A 19,300-nucleotide genomic window follows, 5' to 3' on the forward strand; every position below is an offset into this window, starting at 1 on the left:
TTATGATAACTGCCATTATTCGCTGGTCTGTTAGCAATCGCTTTTTTGTGTTGTTGCTTACATTAATTTTACTGGGTGGAGGATTGTTTGCTGTAAAAAATACTCCCGTGGATGCCTTGCCTGACTTATCTGATGTTCAGGTCATTATAAAAACCACTTACCCGGGGCAAGCGCCGCAAGTAGTGCAAGACCAAGTTACATTTCCGCTCACCACAGCAATGCTTTCTGTGCCGGGTGCACAAACTGTAAGGGGTTTTTCGTTTTTTGGTGACTCGTACGTTTACGTTATTTTTGACGAAAAAACTGATTTGTATTGGGCGCGTAGCCGAGTACAAGAATACCTAAGCCAAGCAGCAAACCGATTGCCCGATAGCGCTACGCCAGAGCTTGGCCCTGATGCAACAGGCGTAGGTTGGATTTACTTATACGCACTAATTGATAAAACAAATAAACACGATATTAGTCAGCTACGAAGCTTACAAGATTGGTTTTTAAAGTTTGAGCTACAAACTGTGCCCGGTGTATCTGAAGTGGCTGCTGTTGGTGGCATGGTTAAGCAATACCAAGTCAATGTAGAGCCTGATAAATTACGTGCATATGGTATCCCGCTTAGCCTTATTCAAACGGCGATTCAACAAGGCAACCAAGAGATGGGCGCCTCGGTAGTTGAAATGGCTGAAGCTGAATACATGGTAACAAGCACCGGCTACATTAAAAGTGTTGCCGACCTAGAAGCTATTCCGCTTGGCGTAAATGCTAATGGTACAGCGCTGCAATTACGTGATGTAGCTGATATTCGAGTCGGACCGCAAATGCGCCGTGGTATTGCAGAGCTAAATGGCGAAGGCGAGGTAACCGGCGGCATTGTTATTATGCGCTATGGCGAAAATGCACAAAAAACTATTGAGCTGGTAAAAGCAAAATTAGAATCGCTTAAAAAGGGATTGCCAGAGGGCGTTGAAATAGTCCCTGTGTACGATCGCTCCAACTTAATAAATAACGCGGTAGATAATTTAACAAGTAAGCTAATTGAAGAGCTGATTGTAGTTGCTTTAGTGTGTGTGGTGTTTTTGTTTCATGTGCGCTCATCGCTGGTGGCGATTATTACGTTACCGCTTGGGATTTTAACGGCATTTATAATTATGTATTGGCAGGGGATTAACGCCAACATTATGTCTTTAGGGGGAATTGCAATAGCGATAGGCGCAATGACCGACGGCGCTATCGTTATGATTGAAAATATGCACAAACATATGGAAAAAACACCCCTTACCAACGAAAACCGCTGGGAAGTTGTGGCTAAATCGGCGAGTGAAGTGGGTCCTGCATTATTTTTTAGTTTATTAATTATTACCGTCAGCTTTATGCCGGTATTTATTTTAGAAGCGCAAGAAGGACGTATGTTTGCGCCACTGGCTTACACTAAAACCTATGCTATGGCGGCGTCTGCTGGGCTTGCGATTACCTTAGTGCCGGTATTAATGGGTTACTTTATTAGAGGTAAAGTTATTTCGGAGCAAAAAAATCCAGTTAACCGATTACTCGTTGCAGCGTATCGCCCACTACTTAACTGGGTGCTTAAATTTCCAAAAATGACATTGGTACTCGCGGTGGTTGTTTCTGTTATTGGCTTTTACCCGGTAAACAAAATAGGCAGTGAATTTATTCCGCCACTTGATGAGGGCGACTTAATGTATATGCCCACAACGTATCCTGGTTTATCGGTAGGTAAAGCGCGCGAAATACTACAGCAAACCGACAAGCTAATTGCCACAGTACCCGAGGTTAAAACAGTATTTGGTAAAGTTGGGCGAGCAGAAACTGCAACAGATCCTGCGCCGCTTACAATGATAGAGACGTTTATTCAGTTAAAACCAAAAGATGAATGGCGCGATGGTATGACCCTTGAAAAACTTAAAAAAGAACTCGACGGTTTGGTTAAGTTTCCGGGGTTGACGAATGCGTGGGTAATGCCAATTAAAACACGTATTGATATGCTCGCAACCGGTATTAAAACTCCCGTGGGCATTAAAGTTGCGGGACCAAAGTTGAGTGAAATTCAAAAAATTGGTCAACAAATAGAAGTGCTTTTAAAAGATCTACAAGGCACCGCATCGGTTTATTCAGAGCGAGTAGCTGGTGGGCGTTATATAAAAGTAGATATAAATCGTGAAAAAGCGGCGCGTTATAGCTTAAACATTAGCGACGTACAGCAAGTTGTATCTACTGCAATAGGTGGTACAAACGTAACTCAAACCGTTGAAGGGCAAGAGCGCTACCCTGTTAATTTACGTTATCCGCAAGCATACAGAGACTCGCCAGAAGAGCTAATGTTGTTACCTATTGTAACGCCTACAGGGCAGCGTATAGCACTTGGTGATGTAGCTGCTGTATTTATTGAAGATGGACCGCCTGGTATAAAAAGCGAAAATGCACGTTTAAACGGTTGGAGTTTTATTGATATAGATGGCGTTGATATTGGTACTTACGTTGAGCACGCTCAGCAAGTGCTCGATAAAGACCTAATACTACCAGCTGGCTACTCAATTACGTGGGCTGGGCAGTATGAATACATGCAGCGCGCTAAAGACAAACTGACTTATGTATTACCACTCACATTAGCAATAATTATTGTGTTGCTTTACCTTAATTTTAGAAGCTTTGCTGAGGTTACTATTATTATGGCCACGTTGCCACTGGCAATGATTGGTGGCGTATGGCTAATGTATTTAGAGGGCTTTAACTTTTCAGTTGCAGTGGGTGTAGGTTTTATTGCCTTAGCCGGTGTTGCGGTAGAAATTGGGGTCATTATGTTGGTGTATTTAAACCAGGCCTATCAAGAAAAATGCATCGAAGCAGAGCAGACTGGTAAGCCACTTAGTTTAGTGCAATTACAGCAAGCTATTATTGAAGGTGCAGGGCTTCGAGTACGCCCGGTTATGATGACTGTCGCGACAATTATTATCGGTTTATTACCTGTACTTTATGGCACGGGCACCGGAAGCGAAGTAATGAGTCGAATAGCTGCACCTATGGTTGGCGGTATGGGCAGTGCAATTGTACTCACCTTACTTGTTATTCCTGCGGTTTACCTGCTGTGGCGCAAACAAGGACTTAAATAATATAAAGCAACAAGACGATAGAGCAGTACGGTTACTACCCACGCATTGCTCTATAAAAATTACCTATAATTTGTAAGTTATTCTATTAAATTGCTAATTAATATTCATTTTAAAATTAACCTTCTGTTTTTGAATGGTTTTTTAATTGGCACGCTTTACGCAGTGTAGTACCTATACAGTCAACTAAGTAAGGAATGCACATGCAAGTTAAAACAATTAAAGAGGTATACGATTGGACCGTTTTGTTTCATACGCAAATGGCGGCTAATTTTCATAGCGTAAAGGATTTACTCGATGAACATAATGCAATGCTGGTGGACTACTACCTAAATTACGAAAAAAAACTCGCTGAAGATTTAGTCGGGTTTAAAGCGATAACCGAAATAAATACGCTCGATACGTACTGTTATGAATACTTTGCTAAAAATCCTGAGCTAATTACTTTCGAAGACATTAGTAAAGACCAGCAATTTGATGAGAAAGTTATTCAAGCTTACTTATCAGAGCAGCATCAAAAGGTAATTGAATTATACGAATACTTACTTGAGCGCGCTGAAACTCAAAGTGGCCAAGAAAAGCTGCAACAAATACTAGAGCTGGAAAAGCAAGGTATAAAGCAAATGATGCAAAGTACGAATCGTCATATGGATATGTAGCTTTATAAGATAACCATTTAAAATAGCCGATGCTTGCATCGGCTTATTTTATGTCTGCGTTAAATAACCCGCAGAGGGCTTTGATAAACTGGCTAGAATAATATGCGTGTCAACGTGTGGCACGCACCTAGGGATGTCAAACTTCTTCTGTATCTACAATTAAATCACTTGTTATTGATTCCAATGCTTCAATGACTTCATCTTTATTCATACCATTGGGTAAAGTAACGGTAGCAACAGCACTAAAAATAGGCACCCCCCAATTAGGCGCACTTTGCTGCCTTGAATTTAAATGAGTAATGTTAGCGCCTTTGTGGCGTATTACACTCGCCAACTCTTGAACAATACCTGGGCGATCGTTACCTGTAATAACCAGATTGATTTGTTCTAATGTTGATGGTTCAATTTCTGTGTTTCCGGTTTCAATTCGAACGTCTAACTTAGGTAACTTATTTAAAGCGCTTTGTAATGATTGAAAGTGTTCCTCAGCAACTTCAAGTTGAATAATACCTGCAAAATGACCTAATAAATGGCTTAAGTTACTGCTTAGCCAGTTGCCATGATTTTGTAACACGACGGATGAGATACTCTCTACTAAACCAGGGCGATCTTGCCCTAGAATAGTTATAACCAACTGCTTCATAAATAATTCTCTTTTTAAGCCCAAAGAAAGTAAATGCATAGGCATTAAGTGTATTGTCTAATCTAAATTGTGTGTTGTTGCACTTTTTTATAAATCGTTGATTTTAAAATAATAAAATTGAATATGGTTGTGTTGACTATACGTGGTATTAATAGTCATTCTTTTTTAGTAAGTACTCTTTTAGTATTGACCTCGATAAATGCTTTGTCCAATTATTTTATAATTTAGTTCACTTAAAAATCATCTATATGAGACTTATTTAGCGATTTTCTTCGCTAGTTTTATTTAAAACCGTTTTAACGTGCTTATTATTACTGCTGTAACATTACTGTCATCTTGATGAAATATAATTTATACAACGTTAAGATTTAAGGGTGTTTTGATGACTTCAAATCCGAATAAACCGACTTTTAATACGGATCGAAGCCGTCTATTTAAAGATCGGTTTGCCAAATTTGGTATAACCGCAGGTGGGATAATGGTATTGGTAGCACTGCTATTAATATTCTTTTACCTTCTTTATGTAGTACAGCCAATTTTTGAATCAGCAAAAGTAGAAAAACGCGATAGCTTTCAGGTCGCTAATTCGCAGCAAATAGCAGGCCTAGGTGTAGAAGAGCAAACTGAAGTTGCTTATTTACTCAGTCAGCAAGGGCAGGTTGATTTTTACAGTGTGCAAGATGGCAGCTTTGGTAAAAAGCTTAAAACATTAAACGCCGAGCTACCAAGTGATGCAACAAGCTTTGCAACTAGCGCGCCTTTTCAAGGGCATTATGCGTTTGGTTTAAAAGATGGCACTGTAATGGTCGTAGCACCTAAATTTTTGGTCACCTTTCCTAATAACGAGCGTAAATTAACGCCTCGTTTAGACTTTCCTCTTGGGGAAATGGCTTTGGAAGTAGATGAACAAGGCTCAGCTATTAAACGCTTTGCATTTAGCCACTATGAAGACAGAACAGCCGTTGTCGCACTTACAGAAGACAAACGGGTGCTGTTTAGCAGTTTTGTTGCTGAAGAGAATATGTTTACTGGCGAAGTTGAGTGGGTTGTTGAGCGCACAGAGCTAGATGTTGAAGGGCGTGTAGATGAGCTATTAATGTCTCCAGATACAACCCGTACTTTTGTACGTTCTGCTAATCAAGTTTACGTATACGATACGCGTGACCCAAGTGATGTAGAACAAATTCAGTTACTTTCAGCTAACGAAGAAAATGCCAATATTGTATCTGCACAATTACTAGCAGGTGCAAACTCATTAATGCTTGCCAATGATAACGGCGAAGTTTCGCAGTGGTTTGAAGTAAACACTGACACAGGCCGCGAATATCAAAAAATTCGCTCATTTGAAACGACTAAGCAAAGTAAGCTAAATATATTTACTGAGTTTTACCGTCGTACTTTTTTTACTACCGGCAATAATGGTGAGCTAGGTGTGTATTACACAACAAGTGAAGCAAAACTTTGGCAAGGTAAAGTAAGTGAAGGTGCAATAGAGAACTTTGCAATTGCACCACGTTCAAATGCTGCGTTAATTTTAGCGGATAACAAACTAACCGTATTAGATATTCACAACGAGCATCCAGAAGTTACTTGGTCAGCACTTTGGCAAGAAGTCTGGTACGAAGGTTACCCAGAGCCAGGTTATATATGGCAGTCAACATCAGCTAGTGATGACTTTGAGTCTAAGTTTTCATTAGTGCCAATTTCGTTTGGTACATTAAAAGCTGCACTTTACGCTATGTTGTTTGCTGTACCAATCGCGCTTTCGGCGGCTATTTACACGGCATACTTTATGTCGAGCAAATTACGTAAAGTGGTTAAGCCTACCGTAGAAATAATGGAAGCATTACCAACGGTTATTTTGGGTTTTTTAGCGGGTCTCTGGTTAGCACCGTTAATAGAAGAACACTTACCTGCGATTGTTGGGTTACTCGTACTATTACCGCTAGGTATGTTAGCGACGGGCTTAGCTTGGACTAAATTGCCAACAAAGATTCGCCATAGAATTCCTGAAGGTTCTCATTCAATTATCCTTATTCCGGTCGTCTTACTTATTGGTTGGTTTTCGTTTGCGATGAGTGGATTTGTTGAACTTTGGATGTTTGACGGCAATGTACGTCAGTACTTAACAAATGAGCTGGGTATGACATTCGATCAACGTAACTCACTTGTTGTAGGTATTGCGATGGGTTTTGCGGTTATTCCTACCATATTCTCAATTGCAGAAGATGCTGTATTTAGTGTTCCAAAGCATTTATCAAACGGCTCATTAGCATTAGGTGCAACGCAGTGGCAAACACTAATACGCGTTGTATTACTAACAGCAAGCCCTGGTATTTTCTCAGCGGTAATGATGGGACTTGGCCGAGCAGTTGGCGAAACCATGATTGTACTTATGGCCACGGGTAATACACCTATTATGGATTGGAGTATTTTCCAAGGTATGCGAACGCTTGCGGCAAATATTGCAGTTGAAATGCCAGAGTCTGAAGTAGGCAGTTCACATTATAGAATACTGTTCTTAGCGGCCTTTGTACTATTCATATTCACATTCATTTTTAACACAGTAGCTGAGTTTGTTCGCCAGCAACTGCGTGAAAAATACAGCTCGATGTAAGCGGAGAGACATGACATGGTAAAGCAGTGGTTTAAGTCTGGTTCTCCTTGGATTTGGATGACCGGTGGTGCAGTGAGCATCAGTTTGATTTCAGTTTTAGGCTTATTAGCAATGATAGCCTGGAAGGGGTTAAGTTTTTTTTGGCCTTCGGAAGTTGTGCAATTTGAACTTGAAGGGTCGATTGCAAAGCAAACCGTGATTGGCGAAGTTTACGATCGTGAATTAGTACCAAAAACGCGTTTAGCCGCGACAGGTATTGATGTTAGCGAATTTGAAAAAGAAGAAATAGAGCGCTTGCTTATTAAAACAGGTAACCGCGAATATGTAGACTTAGATTTTCGTTGGATATTAGAAACCGACATAACAAATAAAACAGCACCAGCGGCGCTTGCAGTATTTGAGCGTAGTAAAAACGGTAACTTTTATGGTTATGTGCAAAACGTTATTAAAGACGGTCAACCGGTTAATGGCGATAAAATAGAAGCGCTACATGAGCTTGTTGAGCGTGCAGTTGATTTAAATGACGAAGCACTTGATTTGCAAAATGGCGACATTGGGCATATTAACTACGCACTTGAACGCTTACGTTTAAAAGAAAAAGGCTACTTACTTGATAACGCTCTCACTGATGAACGTGTTGCTGAGCTTGCTCAAGCACGTGCTGAATTACGTGCAGAGTATGGTGTACTTGAAAAAGATTTATTTGCACTACGCAAACAAGCTAAACGTGACCACGTAACTGTAAAAGATATGCGCGGTGAAGTTGTTACAATTCCTATGTATCAAGTACTTGATGTTTGGTTTCCAAACGATATGGGCTTTTTTGCAAAGCTAGGCCACTACTTTGTGCAACTAGGTAAGTTTGTATCCGATGATCCACGTGAAGCAAATACAGAAGGCGGTGTTTTCCCTGCTATATTTGGTACTGTATTTATGGTTATGCTGATGGCTGTAATTGTGACGCCGTTTGGCGTTGTTGCTGCAATTTACTTACACGAGTACGCCGCAAAAAATGCAATCACTAAAATGATTCGTATCGCAGTGATTAACTTGGCCGGTGTTCCTTCAATTGTATACGGTGTATTTGGCCTCGGCTTTTTTGTATACATGTTAGGTGGTAGCTTAGACCAATTATTTTATCCAGAATCGTCGCCAACGCCAGTATTTGGTACGCCAGGTGTAATGTGGTCGGCATTAACGCTCGCTATACTAACGTTGCCAGTTGTTATTGTATCGACTGAAGAAGGTTTATCTCGTATTCCAAGTACCGTACGCGATGGTTCACTAGCGCTTGGCGCAACAAAAGTTGAAACGTTATGGCGCATAATTATTCCAATGGCAAGCCCTGCAATTATGACAGGTTTAATACTGGCAGTTGCGCGTGCTGCAGGTGAAGTTGCACCGTTAATGCTAGTAGGCGTTGTAAAAATGGCTCCTACATTACCACTTGATGGCAACTTCCCGTATTTTCACTTAGATAGAAAGTTCATGCACTTAGGCTTTCATATATACGATGTTGGCTTCCAAAGCCCTAATGTTGAAGCGGCACGCCCGCTGGTATACGCAACGGCCTTTTTATTGGTGTCGGTGATTATTACCCTAAACATAACGGCCATTGGTATACGTAACCATTTACGTGAAAAATTCAGATCGCTTGAACACTAATTAGTAAAGATTTTATAGGTAACAAAAATGATTACAGTCGCTCCAAAAGTAAACCAAGCTAATATAGGCCAGAAGTTAGACCTAGAAAATTTAACGGATGACCAAAAAGCGCTAGAGATTAAAGATCTCGATCTTTACTACGGTGATAAGCAAGCGCTTAATAAAGTAAATATGAACATTCCAAAAGGCCAAGTAACTGCGTTTATAGGACCATCGGGCTGTGGTAAATCAACTCTATTACGTTGTATTAACCGCATGAACGATTTGGTTGATATTTGCCGTATTGAAGGTGAAATATTACTTCACGGTCAAAATATTTACGATAAGAGCGTAGATGTAGCAGCACTTCGTCGTAATGTAGGTATGGTGTTTCAGCGTCCTAACCCATTTCCTAAATCAATTTATGAAAATGTGGTTTATGGCCTACGCTTACAAGGCATTAAAGAGAAGCGTAAGTTAGACGAAGTGGTAGAGCAATCACTTCGTGGTGCTGCTTTATGGGATGAAGTAAAAGACAGATTACACGATAGCGCGTTTGGCTTATCGGGTGGTCAGCAACAGCGTTTAGTTATTGCTCGCTCAATTGCAATTGAGCCAGAAGTTCTTTTATTAGATGAACCTACATCAGCACTTGACCCTATTTCTACTTTGGTAATCGAAGAGCTAATAAACGATTTAAAAAACCAATTTACCGTTGTTATTGTTACACATAACATGCAACAAGCAGCACGTGTATCTGATCAAACAGCCTTTATGTATATGGGCGAATTGATTGAGTACTCAGACACAAATACCTTATTTACTACACCAACGAAGAAAAAGACCGAAGATTACATTACCGGTCGTTACGGTTAATTAGCCCGTTGTAGCGTGTTGTGCAAGATTAAGAGAGAAGGTAACTATGGAACATAATATTAATAAACATATTTCTGGGCGTTTTAACCAAGAACTAGAAAATGTACGTAATCATGTATTAAGCATGGGTGGCTTAGTTGAGCAGCAGTTAAATAGTGCGCTTGATGCTGTGAGCCGTAACGATGCAGAGCTTGCTCAAAAGGTACGTCAGAACGATTATAAAGTGAATGCTATGGAAGTAAGCATTGATGAAGAGTGTACGCGTATTATTGCTCGTCGTCAGCCTGCAGCAAGTGACCTGCGTTTAGTGATTGCAATAGCTAAAACAATCGCTGATTTAGAGCGTATTGGCGATGAAGCTGAGCGAATTGCTAAAGTTGCACTAGACTCATTTACCAAAGATCAGCAAGATTTATTAGTAAATATTGAAAATATGGGCCGTCAAGTTTTAAAAATGCTACACGACGTACTGGATGCATTTGCGCGTATGGATGTGCAACGTGCATTTCAAGTACATAAAGAAGATGCAAAAGTTGACCGCGAATATGAAGCTATCACACGTCAAATAATGACTTACATGATGGAAGATCCACGCTCAATCCCTAAAATCATGGACTTAGTTTGGTCTGTTCGCTCATTAGAGCGTATTGGTGATCGCTGTCAGAACATTGCTGAATACATTATTTATTTTGTTAATGGCAAAGATATTCGCCATACATCTCAAGAAGATATAGAAAAATCACTATGATTTTTTACCCATCATGCTTTTCTATTAAAGCGGCTTAGTGTCGCTTTGTGTGTTGCAAGCTTTAGTGAAGTAATAAAAAGCGTTCACAATCTTGGTTAATACTGTAAAATTCATGCTGCAAAGCATATCAATTTGATTAAAGGGTCAGTTATGCCTACAAACGCGTTTTTAGGAGTATTTGCAAAATCTCCTATCAAACCAATGGAAGAACACATCAAGAAGGTTCATCAAGCAAGTAAAGCTTTGATACCTTTTTTTAATCACGTATTTAAAGAAGAGTGGGTACAAGCAGAAGAGCTTCGCATCACTATTCGCAATTTAGAACGTGAAGCTGATGATATGAAAAGAGATATACGTTTACAATTACCGCGTGGTTTATTCATGCCGGTAGAGCGTACAGATCTTCTCGAACTAGTAACTCAACAAGATAAGATTGCTAATAAAGCGAAAGACATTGCAGGGCGAGTGATTGGTCGTGAAATGACCATTCCAAAAGTTATGCAAGCTGATTTCTTAGCTTACTTAACCCGTTGTGTAGATGCGACTAAACAAGCATCTAAAGCAATTAACGAATTAGAAGAATTGCTAGAAACGGGTTTTAAAGGTCGAGAAGTCACCTTAGTAGAAAAAATGTTAGTTGAATTGGATGCCATAGAACAAGACACGGACGAAATGCAGATAAAAGTACGCCGCCAGCTACGTGATGTAGAGGGTGAGTTAAATCCAATTGATGTTATGTTTTTGTACAAAATCATTGAATGGGTTGGCGAGCTTGCAGATATTGCAGAGCGCGTAGGATCACGTCTTGAGCTGATGTTAGCTCGTTAATTTAAAATCAGTTCAAACACGAAAGATTAAGGTTTTACAATGGATATCATTGCATCTTACGGCACGGTATTAATTTTAATTGCCGCAGCAGTCGGCTTTTTTATGGCTTATGGTATTGGCGCGAACGACGTAGCGAACGCCATGGGCACATCTGTAGGTTCAAAAGCGCTAACAATCAAACAAGCTATTTTTATAGCGATGATTTTTGAATTTGCAGGCGCTTACTTAGCAGGTGGTGAGGTTACATCAACAATTCGTAAAGGAATTATCGATGCCGCACCATTTGCAGACATTCCTGAACTTATGGTTCTGGGTATGATTTCGTCTTTATTTGCAGCGGGTGCTTGGTTATTAATGGCCTCGTTCTTGGGTTGGCCAGTATCAACGACTCACTCAATCATTGGTGCAATCATTGGTTTTGCGTTAGTTGCTGTTGGTACTGAGGCGATTCAATGGGATAAAGTAGGTGGTATTGTAGGTAGTTGGATTATAACGCCCGCCATATCAGGCTTTATTGCATACTTAATATTTATGAGTGCACAAAAACTTATTTTTAATACAGATGCACCACTAAAAAATGCTAAACGGTATGTACCACTTTATATGGGTTTAGCAGGTTTTATAATGGCCTTGGTCACAATTAAAAAAGGCTTAAAGCATGTTGGTGTTGATTTAGGTGCAGCCGAAGGGTACGCCTTAGCAATAGCTGTAGCAGTTGTCGTTGCTATAATTGGTAAAATTGCTATTTCTCGTTTAAATATCGATCCAAAAGCAGATAAACAAATGCAATTCAACAATGTTGAAAAAGTGTTTGCTGTTCTTATGGTATTAACAGCATGTTGTATGGCCTTTGCACATGGTTCTAACGATGTTGCTAATGCAATCGGTCCACTAGCTGCTGTTGTAAATATTGTTGAAAACAATGGTGAAATTGCTAAAAAAGCGGCTATTGCTTGGTGGATTCTACCTCTAGGTGGTTTTGGTATTGTTGCGGGTCTTGCTATTTTGGGCAAAAAAGTAATTAAAACGATTGGTGAAGGCATTACACATTTAACGCCTAGCCGTGGTTTTGCTGCTGAACTAGCCGCTGCTTCTACCGTTGTTATTGCATCAGGTACTGGTATGCCAATCTCTACTACTCAAACCTTAGTGGGTGCGGTATTAGGTGTAGGTATGGCACGTGGAATTGGTGCACTTAACATGGGTGTTATCAGAAACATTGTAGTTTCTTGGGTAATTACATTGCCAGTTGGCGCTGCCCTTGCTATTGTTATTTTCTACGTACTAAGAACCGCATTTGGGGTTTAACAAAAAAGTACTCAAAGACTTTTAGCTTGAAAAGATCTCAATGCCCTAGGTGTTGGGGTCTTTTTATTTGTGGAAAGAAAAAATGACCAATCTTCCAAGTATCAAACAGCTACAGTATTTATTAGCTGTTCATCAACATCAGCACTTTGGCAGAGCTGCCAGTGCCTGTTTTATTGGGCAATCTACTTTAAGCAGTGCTATTCAAAATCTTGAAGAAACTTTGGGTTGCCAGCTTATTGAACGCGAAAATCGCAGCCTTATGTTTACCAGTATTGGTGAAGAAGTTGTTGAGCGCTCTCGTAAAATAATTAACGATACAATTAGTTTAAAAGAGCTCACTAAAAGCTTTTTAACACCACTGAGTGGTAAATTAACGGTGGGTGTTATACCTACAATTGCTAGCTTTATAGCGGCTCCTCTGTATCACTTTTGTAAAGAAACCTTTTGTGATTTAGAGCTGGTATTAATAGAAGATACGAGTGATAAGCTACTGGATAAACTTGAGCATGGGCATATTGATTTAGCGCTACTTGCACTGCCATACGAAACCGATAAATTTCATACACAAGTATTGGCAAAAGATCAGTTTAGTTTAGTGCACCATAAGGATTACAGCGCTGCAAAGGGCGTAGTCGACTTTAATCTATTACCAGAGGCTAGCGTATTCTTACTCGAGCGTGAGCACTGTATGACAGGCCATGCGCTCAGTGCATGTCATTTAAATCGTGCTAGTTGTATTAACCCATTTGAAGCAGCAAGCTTGCATACATTATTGAGTATGGTTGAGCATCAGCTCGGAGTGACTTTTTTACCACAAATGGCGATTAACGCCGGAATTTTAGATAATAAAAATATGGTGGCAACACCATCACAAAGCGATGCATATAGAGATATTGGCATATTGTGGCGTAAAACTACGGGGCGGATCCGCGACTTTAAGTTATTTAGTCAACAGCTTGAGATATTTTTAAAGCGCCAATGTAGTTTAGATTTTTCTAAATAAGAATAGGAAATGAATGAAAGCAGCCTATAAAGGCTGCTTTTGATTTTGAAGATGGCTTTCAAAAGGCTCAAGTTCGGGTAAAAATAGTAAATAAATCCATACCACCAAGTTAAAGTAAGGCACGCAGCCTAATACAGTAAAAACCTTAACTGGGTAGCCTTTAATATTTGCGTAACGATAACACTGATACGCGATTGCAAAATGTATAATCAGTAATAACATAACTAGCTGTGTCATACCTTTCTCCTTAAAAGCTTAAATAGCTTTGAAACCCACTATAAATATCAGTACTACGTCGCCAAAAGGTAATGTCATGTTTTTAAAGTGAAATACATTAAAAGGCACGACATTTTTTATTTGATACTGAAAGTATAGGCAAGAAAGGTAATATTGGTAGTAACAAATTGTTTAATTTTGTTTATTTTGGGCTAGCTTGTTGTTGGTAAAACGTTTTATTTTTTGAAATTTTTTCAAGTTCATCTTTTACTTTTTCAACAGGTACTGGGCGTGCAATAAAGTAGCCTTGTCCATAATCAACACCTATCTCTTTTAGTGCAAAAAATATCTCTTCGTTTTCAACGTACTCAGCTACAGAGCGCTTATCGAGAGACCGACTAATATCATTTATTGCTTTTACTAACGCTAAGTCTATAGGGTCATTAAGCATGTCGCTTACAAATGAGCCATCAATTTTTACATGCTGTGCTGGAAGCTGCTTTAAATAGTTAAATGTACTAAAGCCAGTTCCAAAATCGTCAATAGAAAAATGACAGCCTAAGCTATTAAGCTTCTCAATCATTTTACGAGTCGCTTTTAAGTTGTTAATACTTGCTGATTCAGTTATTTCAAAAATTATCCGCGAAGGGGGCACGTTATACTTTTCAAGGTTTGATTCAATTAATGGCAATAAGCGTTCATCTAAGAATGATTGTGCTGACAAATTAATAGCAACTTGGTTTAACTCTGGATGCTTAGACACACAAGCAACGGCATTACGTATAACGCATTGATCCATCAAAAATGTGTCGTTAAGCATCTCTAAAGAGGGAATAAATTGATTTGGGTACACAAGTTCACCTTTGAGTTTTAAGCGTAAGAGCGCTTCAAAATAAGCAACTTTACACTCTTTAAAATCCCAAATAGGTTGGTAATGCAGTTCAATATTATCTTGCTGCAGTGCTTGGCGAATTTCGTGACCCCATTCAAGCCCAGTTTGAAGCGTATTATTTTGAGCATCTTCTTTTGAGTAGCAATGTACTAAGTTACGCCCTAAATTTTTGGCAATATACAAAGCAATATCGGCTTGTTTTAAACACTCATTAGGATCGTTATTTTGTGTCGTAATTTGAGTTAAACCGATAGAGCAGCTAATTGTGTATATCTGATCTTCTGATTTAAAAGCATGTTTTTCTATCGCGCTGCACACACCTTCAGCAATAAGGTGTGCATCCAGTAAATTCATATCGGTAAGTATTACTGCAAACTCATCGCCGCCTATTCGGCACACTAAATGGTCTTCGCCAATATTTGCTTTAAATAATTGCGCCACTTCTTTTAATACTATGTCACCTTGGTGGTGACCTTTGCTGTCGTTTATTATTTTAAAGTGATCGAGGTCAATATAAATAACAGCATGCTCGATGCCATCATACGTGTATTTATCTTGGCATATTTTATTAAGCTGTTGGTCGAAGTAATAACGGTTGTGTAAACCAGTTAATGGGTCATGGTGTGCTAAATGACGTAGTTGGATCTCTGCTTGTTTACGTTCGTGTATGTTGTCGATAGTGGCGGTTATGGTCGCGTTATTACGACTATTTTTGATTAGCTGTAATCTGCATTCGACCCAAATTAAATTGCCATTTTTATGGGTGAGCTTTACTTCTATTTGTTGCTGTTGCTCGCCACCATGTAAAATGTCATTAATAGTATAATTTAGTCTTCCTTTATCTTCGTTATTACAATAAGCGCTTAATGGGGTTTGTAGTGATGATTTAACACCAAAACCGCTTAATGTCTCCCATGCAGGGTTAATAAAACGAATATGCCCTTGCTGATCAAGCTCTAAAACAACCGTATTCAAATGCAATAAAATACGCTGATGAGCCGAAAATAACTCTTTGTAACGCACTTCGCTCACGCTTAGCTGCTCTACTTTGTAAGCAAACTCAGCATAACTCACCATAAAATCTTCACGTCGTGCGGCGTGGTCACACACTTTATTTAAAAATGAAGGGTCGTATGGGGCTCTAATAAAATCGGTAACACCAGACAGCAAAAGCTGCTCAGCGTAATCAGCATCATCACTTTCTATAATCGTAACAATAGCTTGTTTAGAATTGTGCTGTAGGATTTCTTCAACGAGTACACTCGAGCTCTCTGCACTTGATGTAGTGGCATCGAGTAGCACAATTGAAAACTGCTGTTGGTTGTAAGCGTTTAGTGCTGCTTTGGCTGAGGTAACGTGAGTAATAGCAAAGTTTAACTTTAACTGTTCACTTATTTTGTCGGCCGTATTTTGAAGTGGCTCTAATAATAATAAGTTTAGCCGGCTACTTTTTTCTAAGTGAGTAGATAAAACATTCGCAAGTACTTGAGGGAGCATGTCTTTATGTTCAAACGGCAGTACAGCATCTATCCCGTAGCTTCGGGCTGTTGTTTCTGCAATACGCTCACAGTAAATTGGCGGAATAAGTAAAATTGGGGTGTTTTTTGGTGTTTTTAATAATCCTGAGCGGATCATCCTCGAAAAGCGCCAGCCGTCAATTTTTCCAACATTAATGCCCGTTATTATAATATCAACAGGGTGTTGTTTTAAAAGCTTTAAAGCTTGTTGGCTATCTTGCGCATCAATAAAGGTAAATACATTTAAGCTATCTAAAGTGCCTTTAATCGCGCGACGTTCAGCACTACTTGCGTTTAATATTAGCAATTTAAGCTGGTTTGGCACGTGTTGAACACCCCTAATGTAACTTATAATAATTCAGCCGAACAAGAATAGTGACATTTAACCATAAGAACAAGAAAATTTAATGAGAAACACGCAAACAAGACATTATAAGTTTGGCTGATTTCTTGAGCTTAATACCCGATACATATACACTTGGCGCGATTTTAAATGATGTGGATTACTAATTATGCGCGTGGCTGACTTTAGCTTTGACTTACCTGATGAATTAATAGCTCGTTTTCCTAAAGCGGACAGAACTAGCAGCCGTTTACTTACTTTAGATGGCCCAAGCGGAACTCTAGAACATAAAGTGTTTAGCGACATACTTGATTTAGTAAACGAAGGCGATTTGTTAGTCTTTAACAATACACGCGTTATTCCAGCACGTATGTTTGGTCAAAAAGCCTCTGGCGGCAAAGTTGAGGTGCTTGTAGAGCGAGTGCTAGATGAACATCGCGTACTTGCGCACGTACGCGCGAGCAAGTCGCTTAAGGTTGGTAACGAAGTTATTCTTGAAGGCAAAGCCAAGGCAATAATGGTTGCACGCCACGATACATTATTTGAGCTTGAGTTTGATCATAGCCAAAACGTGCTAGATATACTTAATGATATTGGTCATATGCCACTGCCTCCTTATATTGACCGACCTGATACCGAAGCTGATCGCGAGCGTTACCAAACTGTTTATGGAGAAAAGCCAGGTGCAGTTGCTGCGCCAACAGCGGGCTTACATTTTGACGATAAGTTAATGACGGCACTAAAAGATAAAGGTGTAAACATGGCTTTTGTTACTTTGCACGTTGGCGCCGGTACTTTTCAGCCAGTACGAGTGGATAGTGTTGATGAGCATGTAATGCATTCCGAGTACATAGAAGTGCCCGATGATGTAGTTGCTGCCGTTGCACAAACCAAAGCAAGTGGCGGGCGTGTAATTGCGGTTGGCACAACTTCAGTACGCTCATTAGAGTCGGCAGCTAAAGTTCACGGCGGCAAGTTAGATACGTATTTTGGTGATACCGATATATTTATTTTTCCGGGTTACCAATTTAATGTTGTTGATGCCATGGTCACTAATTTTCACTTACCTGAGTCAACACTCATTATGTTAGTAAGTGCTTTTAGCGGACAAGACAATATTATGGGTGCATACGATACGGCAATTGAACAAAAATACCGATTTTTTAGTTACGGTGATGCGATGTTTTTAACACGTAAGTAACCATTTATTATTTAATACTCAGTAAAAAACACTAAAAACCCCAGCAACGAAGCTGGGGTTTTTGTTTAGCATAATAAGCAAAACTGAATTTATCGCAGCTAATAGTATTAATGAGGCAAAAAGGGTAGAATCGAGCGGTTAAATTATAGCTTGTTGGACTGTTTTTCTGACATTGAGGATGATATGAAATTTGAATTAGATTGTACTGACGGAAAAGCGCGCCGCGGCCGCTTAATTTTTGACCGTGGTGTAATAGAAACACCTGCATTTATGCCTGTTGGTACTTACGGTACTGTAAAAGGTATGACGCCAGATGAGGTAAAAGCCACTGGTGCGCAAATATGTTTAGGTAATACCTTTCATTTAATGCTTCGCCCAGGTACTGAAATCATTAAGCAACATGGTGATTTACACGACTTTATGAATTGGGATTTCCCAATTTTAACTGACTCAGGCGGTTTCCAAGTATTTAGCTTAGGCGCAATGCGTAAAATCACTGAAGAAGGCGTGTTATTTCAATCTCCAGTAAATGGTGATGAAATTATGATGTCGCCTGAAAAGTCGATGGAAGTACAGCGCGACTTAGGCTCAGACATCGTTATGATTTTTGACGAGTGTACGCCATACCCAGCAACTGAAAAAGAAGCTAAAGATTCTATGGAGTTATCTCTTCGTTGGGCTAAGCGTTCAAAAGAAGGGCATGGCGACAATCCATCTGCTTTGTTTGGTATTATTCAAGGTGGTATGTACCCAGAATTACGTGCACAATCGCAAGCAGGCTTAGAAGAAATTGGCTTTGATGGCTATGCATTAGGTGGTCTATCAGTAGGCGAGCCTAAAAACGAAATGATGAATATTCTTGATCATTGTGCGTTTAAAATGCCAGAAGACAAACCACGCTACCTTATGGGTGTAGGCAAGCCAGAGGATTTAGTTGAGTCTGTTCGCCGTGGTATTGATATGTTTGACTGTGTTATGCCAACACGTAATGCGCGTAACGGCCATTTATTCATTACCACAGGTGTAGTTAAAATACGTAACGCAGTACATAAAACAGACACAGGGCCACTTGACCCTGAGTGTGATTGCCATACGTGTGGAAACTATTCACGAGCTTATTTGCATCACCTTGATAAATGTAACGAAATTTTAGGTGCGCGACTAAACACAATTCATAACTTACGTTACTATCAACGTGTTATGGAAGGTTTACGTAATGCAATTAGCGAAGGTAAATTAGAAGAATTTGTACAAGATTTTTATGCTCGCCGAGGCCAAGACGTGCCAGAGCTAGTAGATATAAAAAATTAAACTTTAAAATTAAAGAGGAAGTATCATGAGTTTATTTATTTCAAATGCACACGCAGCAGCTGGTCAACCTGCGGCAAGCGGTGGTTGGGAAATGCTAATAATGTTAGCTATTTTCGGTTTGGTTTTTTACTTTTTAATCTACCGCCCGCAAGCTAAGCGCGTTAAAGAGCACAAAAGCTTAATGAGTATGATGGCTAAAGGCGATGAAGTACTTACCCAAGGCGGTTTAGTGGGTAAAATTGTGAAGATTTCTGAAGAGAAAGATTTCATCGTTATCTCTTTAAACGAGCAGGCAGAAGTAACAGTACAAAAATCTGCAGTATCTGCAGTATTGCCAAAAGGCACAATGAAGTCGCTATAAAAATAATAAGGACG

15 protein-coding genes are annotated in these 19,300 nt (G+C 39.6%); 12 read left to right on the forward strand and 3 right to left on the reverse strand.

What is annotated here, in order from left to right:
• Window positions 1–2: 2 nt before the first annotated feature.
• Together I6E85_RS03660 and I6E85_RS03665 are read left to right on the forward strand one after the other, a co-directional pair.
• Window positions 3–3,122 carry an efflux RND transporter permease subunit gene (locus tag I6E85_RS03660; protein ID WP_197236611.1) on the forward strand — a complete coding sequence of 1,040 codons (3,120 nt, stop codon included), beginning with the start codon at window positions 3–5 and terminating at the stop codon, window positions 3,120–3,122.
• A 200-nt stretch (window positions 3,123–3,322) separates the two neighbouring features.
• Window positions 3,323–3,778 carry a hypothetical protein gene (locus tag I6E85_RS03665; protein WP_002957844.1) on the forward strand — a complete coding sequence of 152 codons (456 nt, stop codon included), beginning with the start codon at window positions 3,323–3,325 and terminating at the stop codon, window positions 3,776–3,778.
• Between the two features lie 136 nt (window positions 3,779–3,914).
• On the opposite strand, the gene I6E85_RS03670 is transcribed toward I6E85_RS03665, so the two are convergent.
• Window positions 3,915–4,421, reverse strand: a complete 507-nt coding sequence (locus tag I6E85_RS03670) for a glycine cleavage system protein R (protein ID WP_002957843.1) — start codon at window positions 4,419–4,421, stop codon at window positions 3,915–3,917.
• A gap of 382 nt (window positions 4,422–4,803) precedes the next feature.
• Between I6E85_RS03670 and I6E85_RS03675 the strand changes: the two genes are divergently transcribed.
• The 7 genes from I6E85_RS03675 (at window position 4,804) to I6E85_RS03705 (ending at window position 13,445) form a co-directional block, all read left to right on the forward strand.
• On the forward strand, window positions 4,804–7,038 hold the full coding sequence (locus tag I6E85_RS03675) for an ABC transporter permease subunit (RefSeq protein ID WP_197236612.1): 2,235 nt from the start codon (window positions 4,804–4,806) through the stop codon (window positions 7,036–7,038).
• A 15-nt stretch (window positions 7,039–7,053) separates the two neighbouring features.
• The gene (pstA, locus tag I6E85_RS03680) at window positions 7,054–8,703 is read left to right on the forward strand and encodes a phosphate ABC transporter permease PstA (RefSeq protein WP_197236613.1); all 1,650 of its coding nucleotides are present in this window, start codon (window positions 7,054–7,056) and stop codon (window positions 8,701–8,703) included.
• Between the two features lie 27 nt (window positions 8,704–8,730).
• Window positions 8,731–9,558 (forward strand): phosphate ABC transporter ATP-binding protein PstB, encoded by an 828-nt coding sequence (pstB, locus tag I6E85_RS03685; RefSeq protein ID WP_007586464.1) that lies wholly within the window; start codon window positions 8,731–8,733, stop codon window positions 9,556–9,558.
• A gap of 46 nt (window positions 9,559–9,604) precedes the next feature.
• Window positions 9,605–10,306, forward strand: coding sequence for a phosphate signaling complex protein PhoU (phoU, locus tag I6E85_RS03690; RefSeq protein WP_007586465.1), 702 nt, complete (start codon window positions 9,605–9,607; stop codon window positions 10,304–10,306).
• Between the two features lie 150 nt (window positions 10,307–10,456).
• On the forward strand, window positions 10,457–11,134 hold the full coding sequence (locus I6E85_RS03695) for a TIGR00153 family protein (protein WP_002957838.1): 678 nt from the start codon (window positions 10,457–10,459) through the stop codon (window positions 11,132–11,134).
• 39 nt (window positions 11,135–11,173) lie between these two features.
• On the forward strand, window positions 11,174–12,442 hold the full coding sequence (locus I6E85_RS03700) for an inorganic phosphate transporter (RefSeq protein ID WP_007586466.1): 1,269 nt from the start codon (window positions 11,174–11,176) through the stop codon (window positions 12,440–12,442).
• Window positions 12,443–12,524: 82 nt separating this feature from the next.
• Window positions 12,525–13,445, forward strand: a complete 921-nt coding sequence (locus tag I6E85_RS03705) for a hydrogen peroxide-inducible genes activator (protein ID WP_007586467.1) — start codon at window positions 12,525–12,527, stop codon at window positions 13,443–13,445.
• A 24-nt stretch (window positions 13,446–13,469) separates the two neighbouring features.
• On the opposite strand, the gene I6E85_RS03710 is transcribed toward I6E85_RS03705, so the two are convergent.
• Both I6E85_RS03710 and I6E85_RS03715 read right to left on the reverse strand, forming a co-directional pair.
• Window positions 13,470–13,682: a hypothetical protein gene (locus I6E85_RS03710; RefSeq protein WP_002957835.1), complete on the reverse strand. Its 213-nt coding sequence runs from the start codon at window positions 13,680–13,682 to the stop codon at window positions 13,470–13,472.
• Between the two features lie 181 nt (window positions 13,683–13,863).
• Entirely contained in the window at window positions 13,864–16,395 is a 2,532-nt protein-coding gene (locus I6E85_RS03715) for a GGDEF domain-containing protein (RefSeq protein ID WP_197236614.1), read from the reverse strand.
• 187 nt (window positions 16,396–16,582) lie between these two features.
• Here I6E85_RS03715 and queA point away from each other — a divergent pair, with 187 nt between their 5' ends.
• The 3 genes from queA to yajC all read left to right on the forward strand — a co-directional run bounded on the left by queA (window position 16,583) and on the right by yajC (window position 19,286).
• Window positions 16,583–17,614, forward strand: coding sequence for a tRNA preQ1(34) S-adenosylmethionine ribosyltransferase-isomerase QueA (gene queA / locus I6E85_RS03720; RefSeq protein ID WP_197236615.1), 1,032 nt, complete (start codon window positions 16,583–16,585; stop codon window positions 17,612–17,614).
• Window positions 17,615–17,797: 183 nt separating this feature from the next.
• Window positions 17,798–18,925: a tRNA guanosine(34) transglycosylase Tgt gene (gene tgt, locus I6E85_RS03725; RefSeq protein WP_007586471.1), complete on the forward strand. Its 1,128-nt coding sequence runs from the start codon at window positions 17,798–17,800 to the stop codon at window positions 18,923–18,925.
• Between the two features lie 25 nt (window positions 18,926–18,950).
• A complete protein-coding gene (gene yajC / locus I6E85_RS03730; protein ID WP_007586472.1) occupies window positions 18,951–19,286 on the forward strand; it encodes a preprotein translocase subunit YajC in 336 nt (111 codons plus the stop codon).
• Window positions 19,287–19,300: the final 14 nt, after the last annotated feature.

Source organism: Pseudoalteromonas sp. NZS71 (assembly GCF_015864715.1).
In the GTDB taxonomy this organism is placed as follows: domain Bacteria; phylum Pseudomonadota; class Gammaproteobacteria; order Enterobacterales; family Alteromonadaceae; genus Pseudoalteromonas; species Pseudoalteromonas arctica.

What these genes read in the sequence shown, in the direction of transcription:
- I6E85_RS03660 (WP_197236611.1), top strand. Translation starts at nt 3, where the DNA reads ATGATAACTGCCATTATTCGCTGGTCTGTTAGCAATCGCTTTTTTGTG.
- I6E85_RS03665 (WP_002957844.1), top strand. Translation starts at nt 3,323, where the DNA reads ATGCAAGTTAAAACAATTAAAGAGGTATACGATTGGACCGTTTTGTTT.
- I6E85_RS03670 (WP_002957843.1), bottom strand. Translation starts at nt 4,421, where the DNA reads ATGAAGCAGTTGGTTATAACTATTCTAGGGCAAGATCGCCCTGGTTTA.
- I6E85_RS03675 (WP_197236612.1), top strand. Translation starts at nt 4,804, where the DNA reads ATGACTTCAAATCCGAATAAACCGACTTTTAATACGGATCGAAGCCGT.
- pstA (WP_197236613.1), top strand. Translation starts at nt 7,054, where the DNA reads ATGGTAAAGCAGTGGTTTAAGTCTGGTTCTCCTTGGATTTGGATGACC.
- pstB (WP_007586464.1), top strand. Translation starts at nt 8,731, where the DNA reads ATGATTACAGTCGCTCCAAAAGTAAACCAAGCTAATATAGGCCAGAAG.
- phoU (WP_007586465.1), top strand. Translation starts at nt 9,605, where the DNA reads ATGGAACATAATATTAATAAACATATTTCTGGGCGTTTTAACCAAGAA.
- I6E85_RS03695 (WP_002957838.1), top strand. Translation starts at nt 10,457, where the DNA reads ATGCCTACAAACGCGTTTTTAGGAGTATTTGCAAAATCTCCTATCAAA.
- I6E85_RS03700 (WP_007586466.1), top strand. Translation starts at nt 11,174, where the DNA reads ATGGATATCATTGCATCTTACGGCACGGTATTAATTTTAATTGCCGCA.
- I6E85_RS03705 (WP_007586467.1), top strand. Translation starts at nt 12,525, where the DNA reads ATGACCAATCTTCCAAGTATCAAACAGCTACAGTATTTATTAGCTGTT.
- I6E85_RS03710 (WP_002957835.1), bottom strand. Translation starts at nt 13,682, where the DNA reads ATGACACAGCTAGTTATGTTATTACTGATTATACATTTTGCAATCGCG.
- queA (WP_197236615.1), top strand. Translation starts at nt 16,583, where the DNA reads ATGCGCGTGGCTGACTTTAGCTTTGACTTACCTGATGAATTAATAGCT.
- tgt (WP_007586471.1), top strand. Translation starts at nt 17,798, where the DNA reads ATGAAATTTGAATTAGATTGTACTGACGGAAAAGCGCGCCGCGGCCGC.
- yajC (WP_007586472.1), top strand. Translation starts at nt 18,951, where the DNA reads ATGAGTTTATTTATTTCAAATGCACACGCAGCAGCTGGTCAACCTGCG.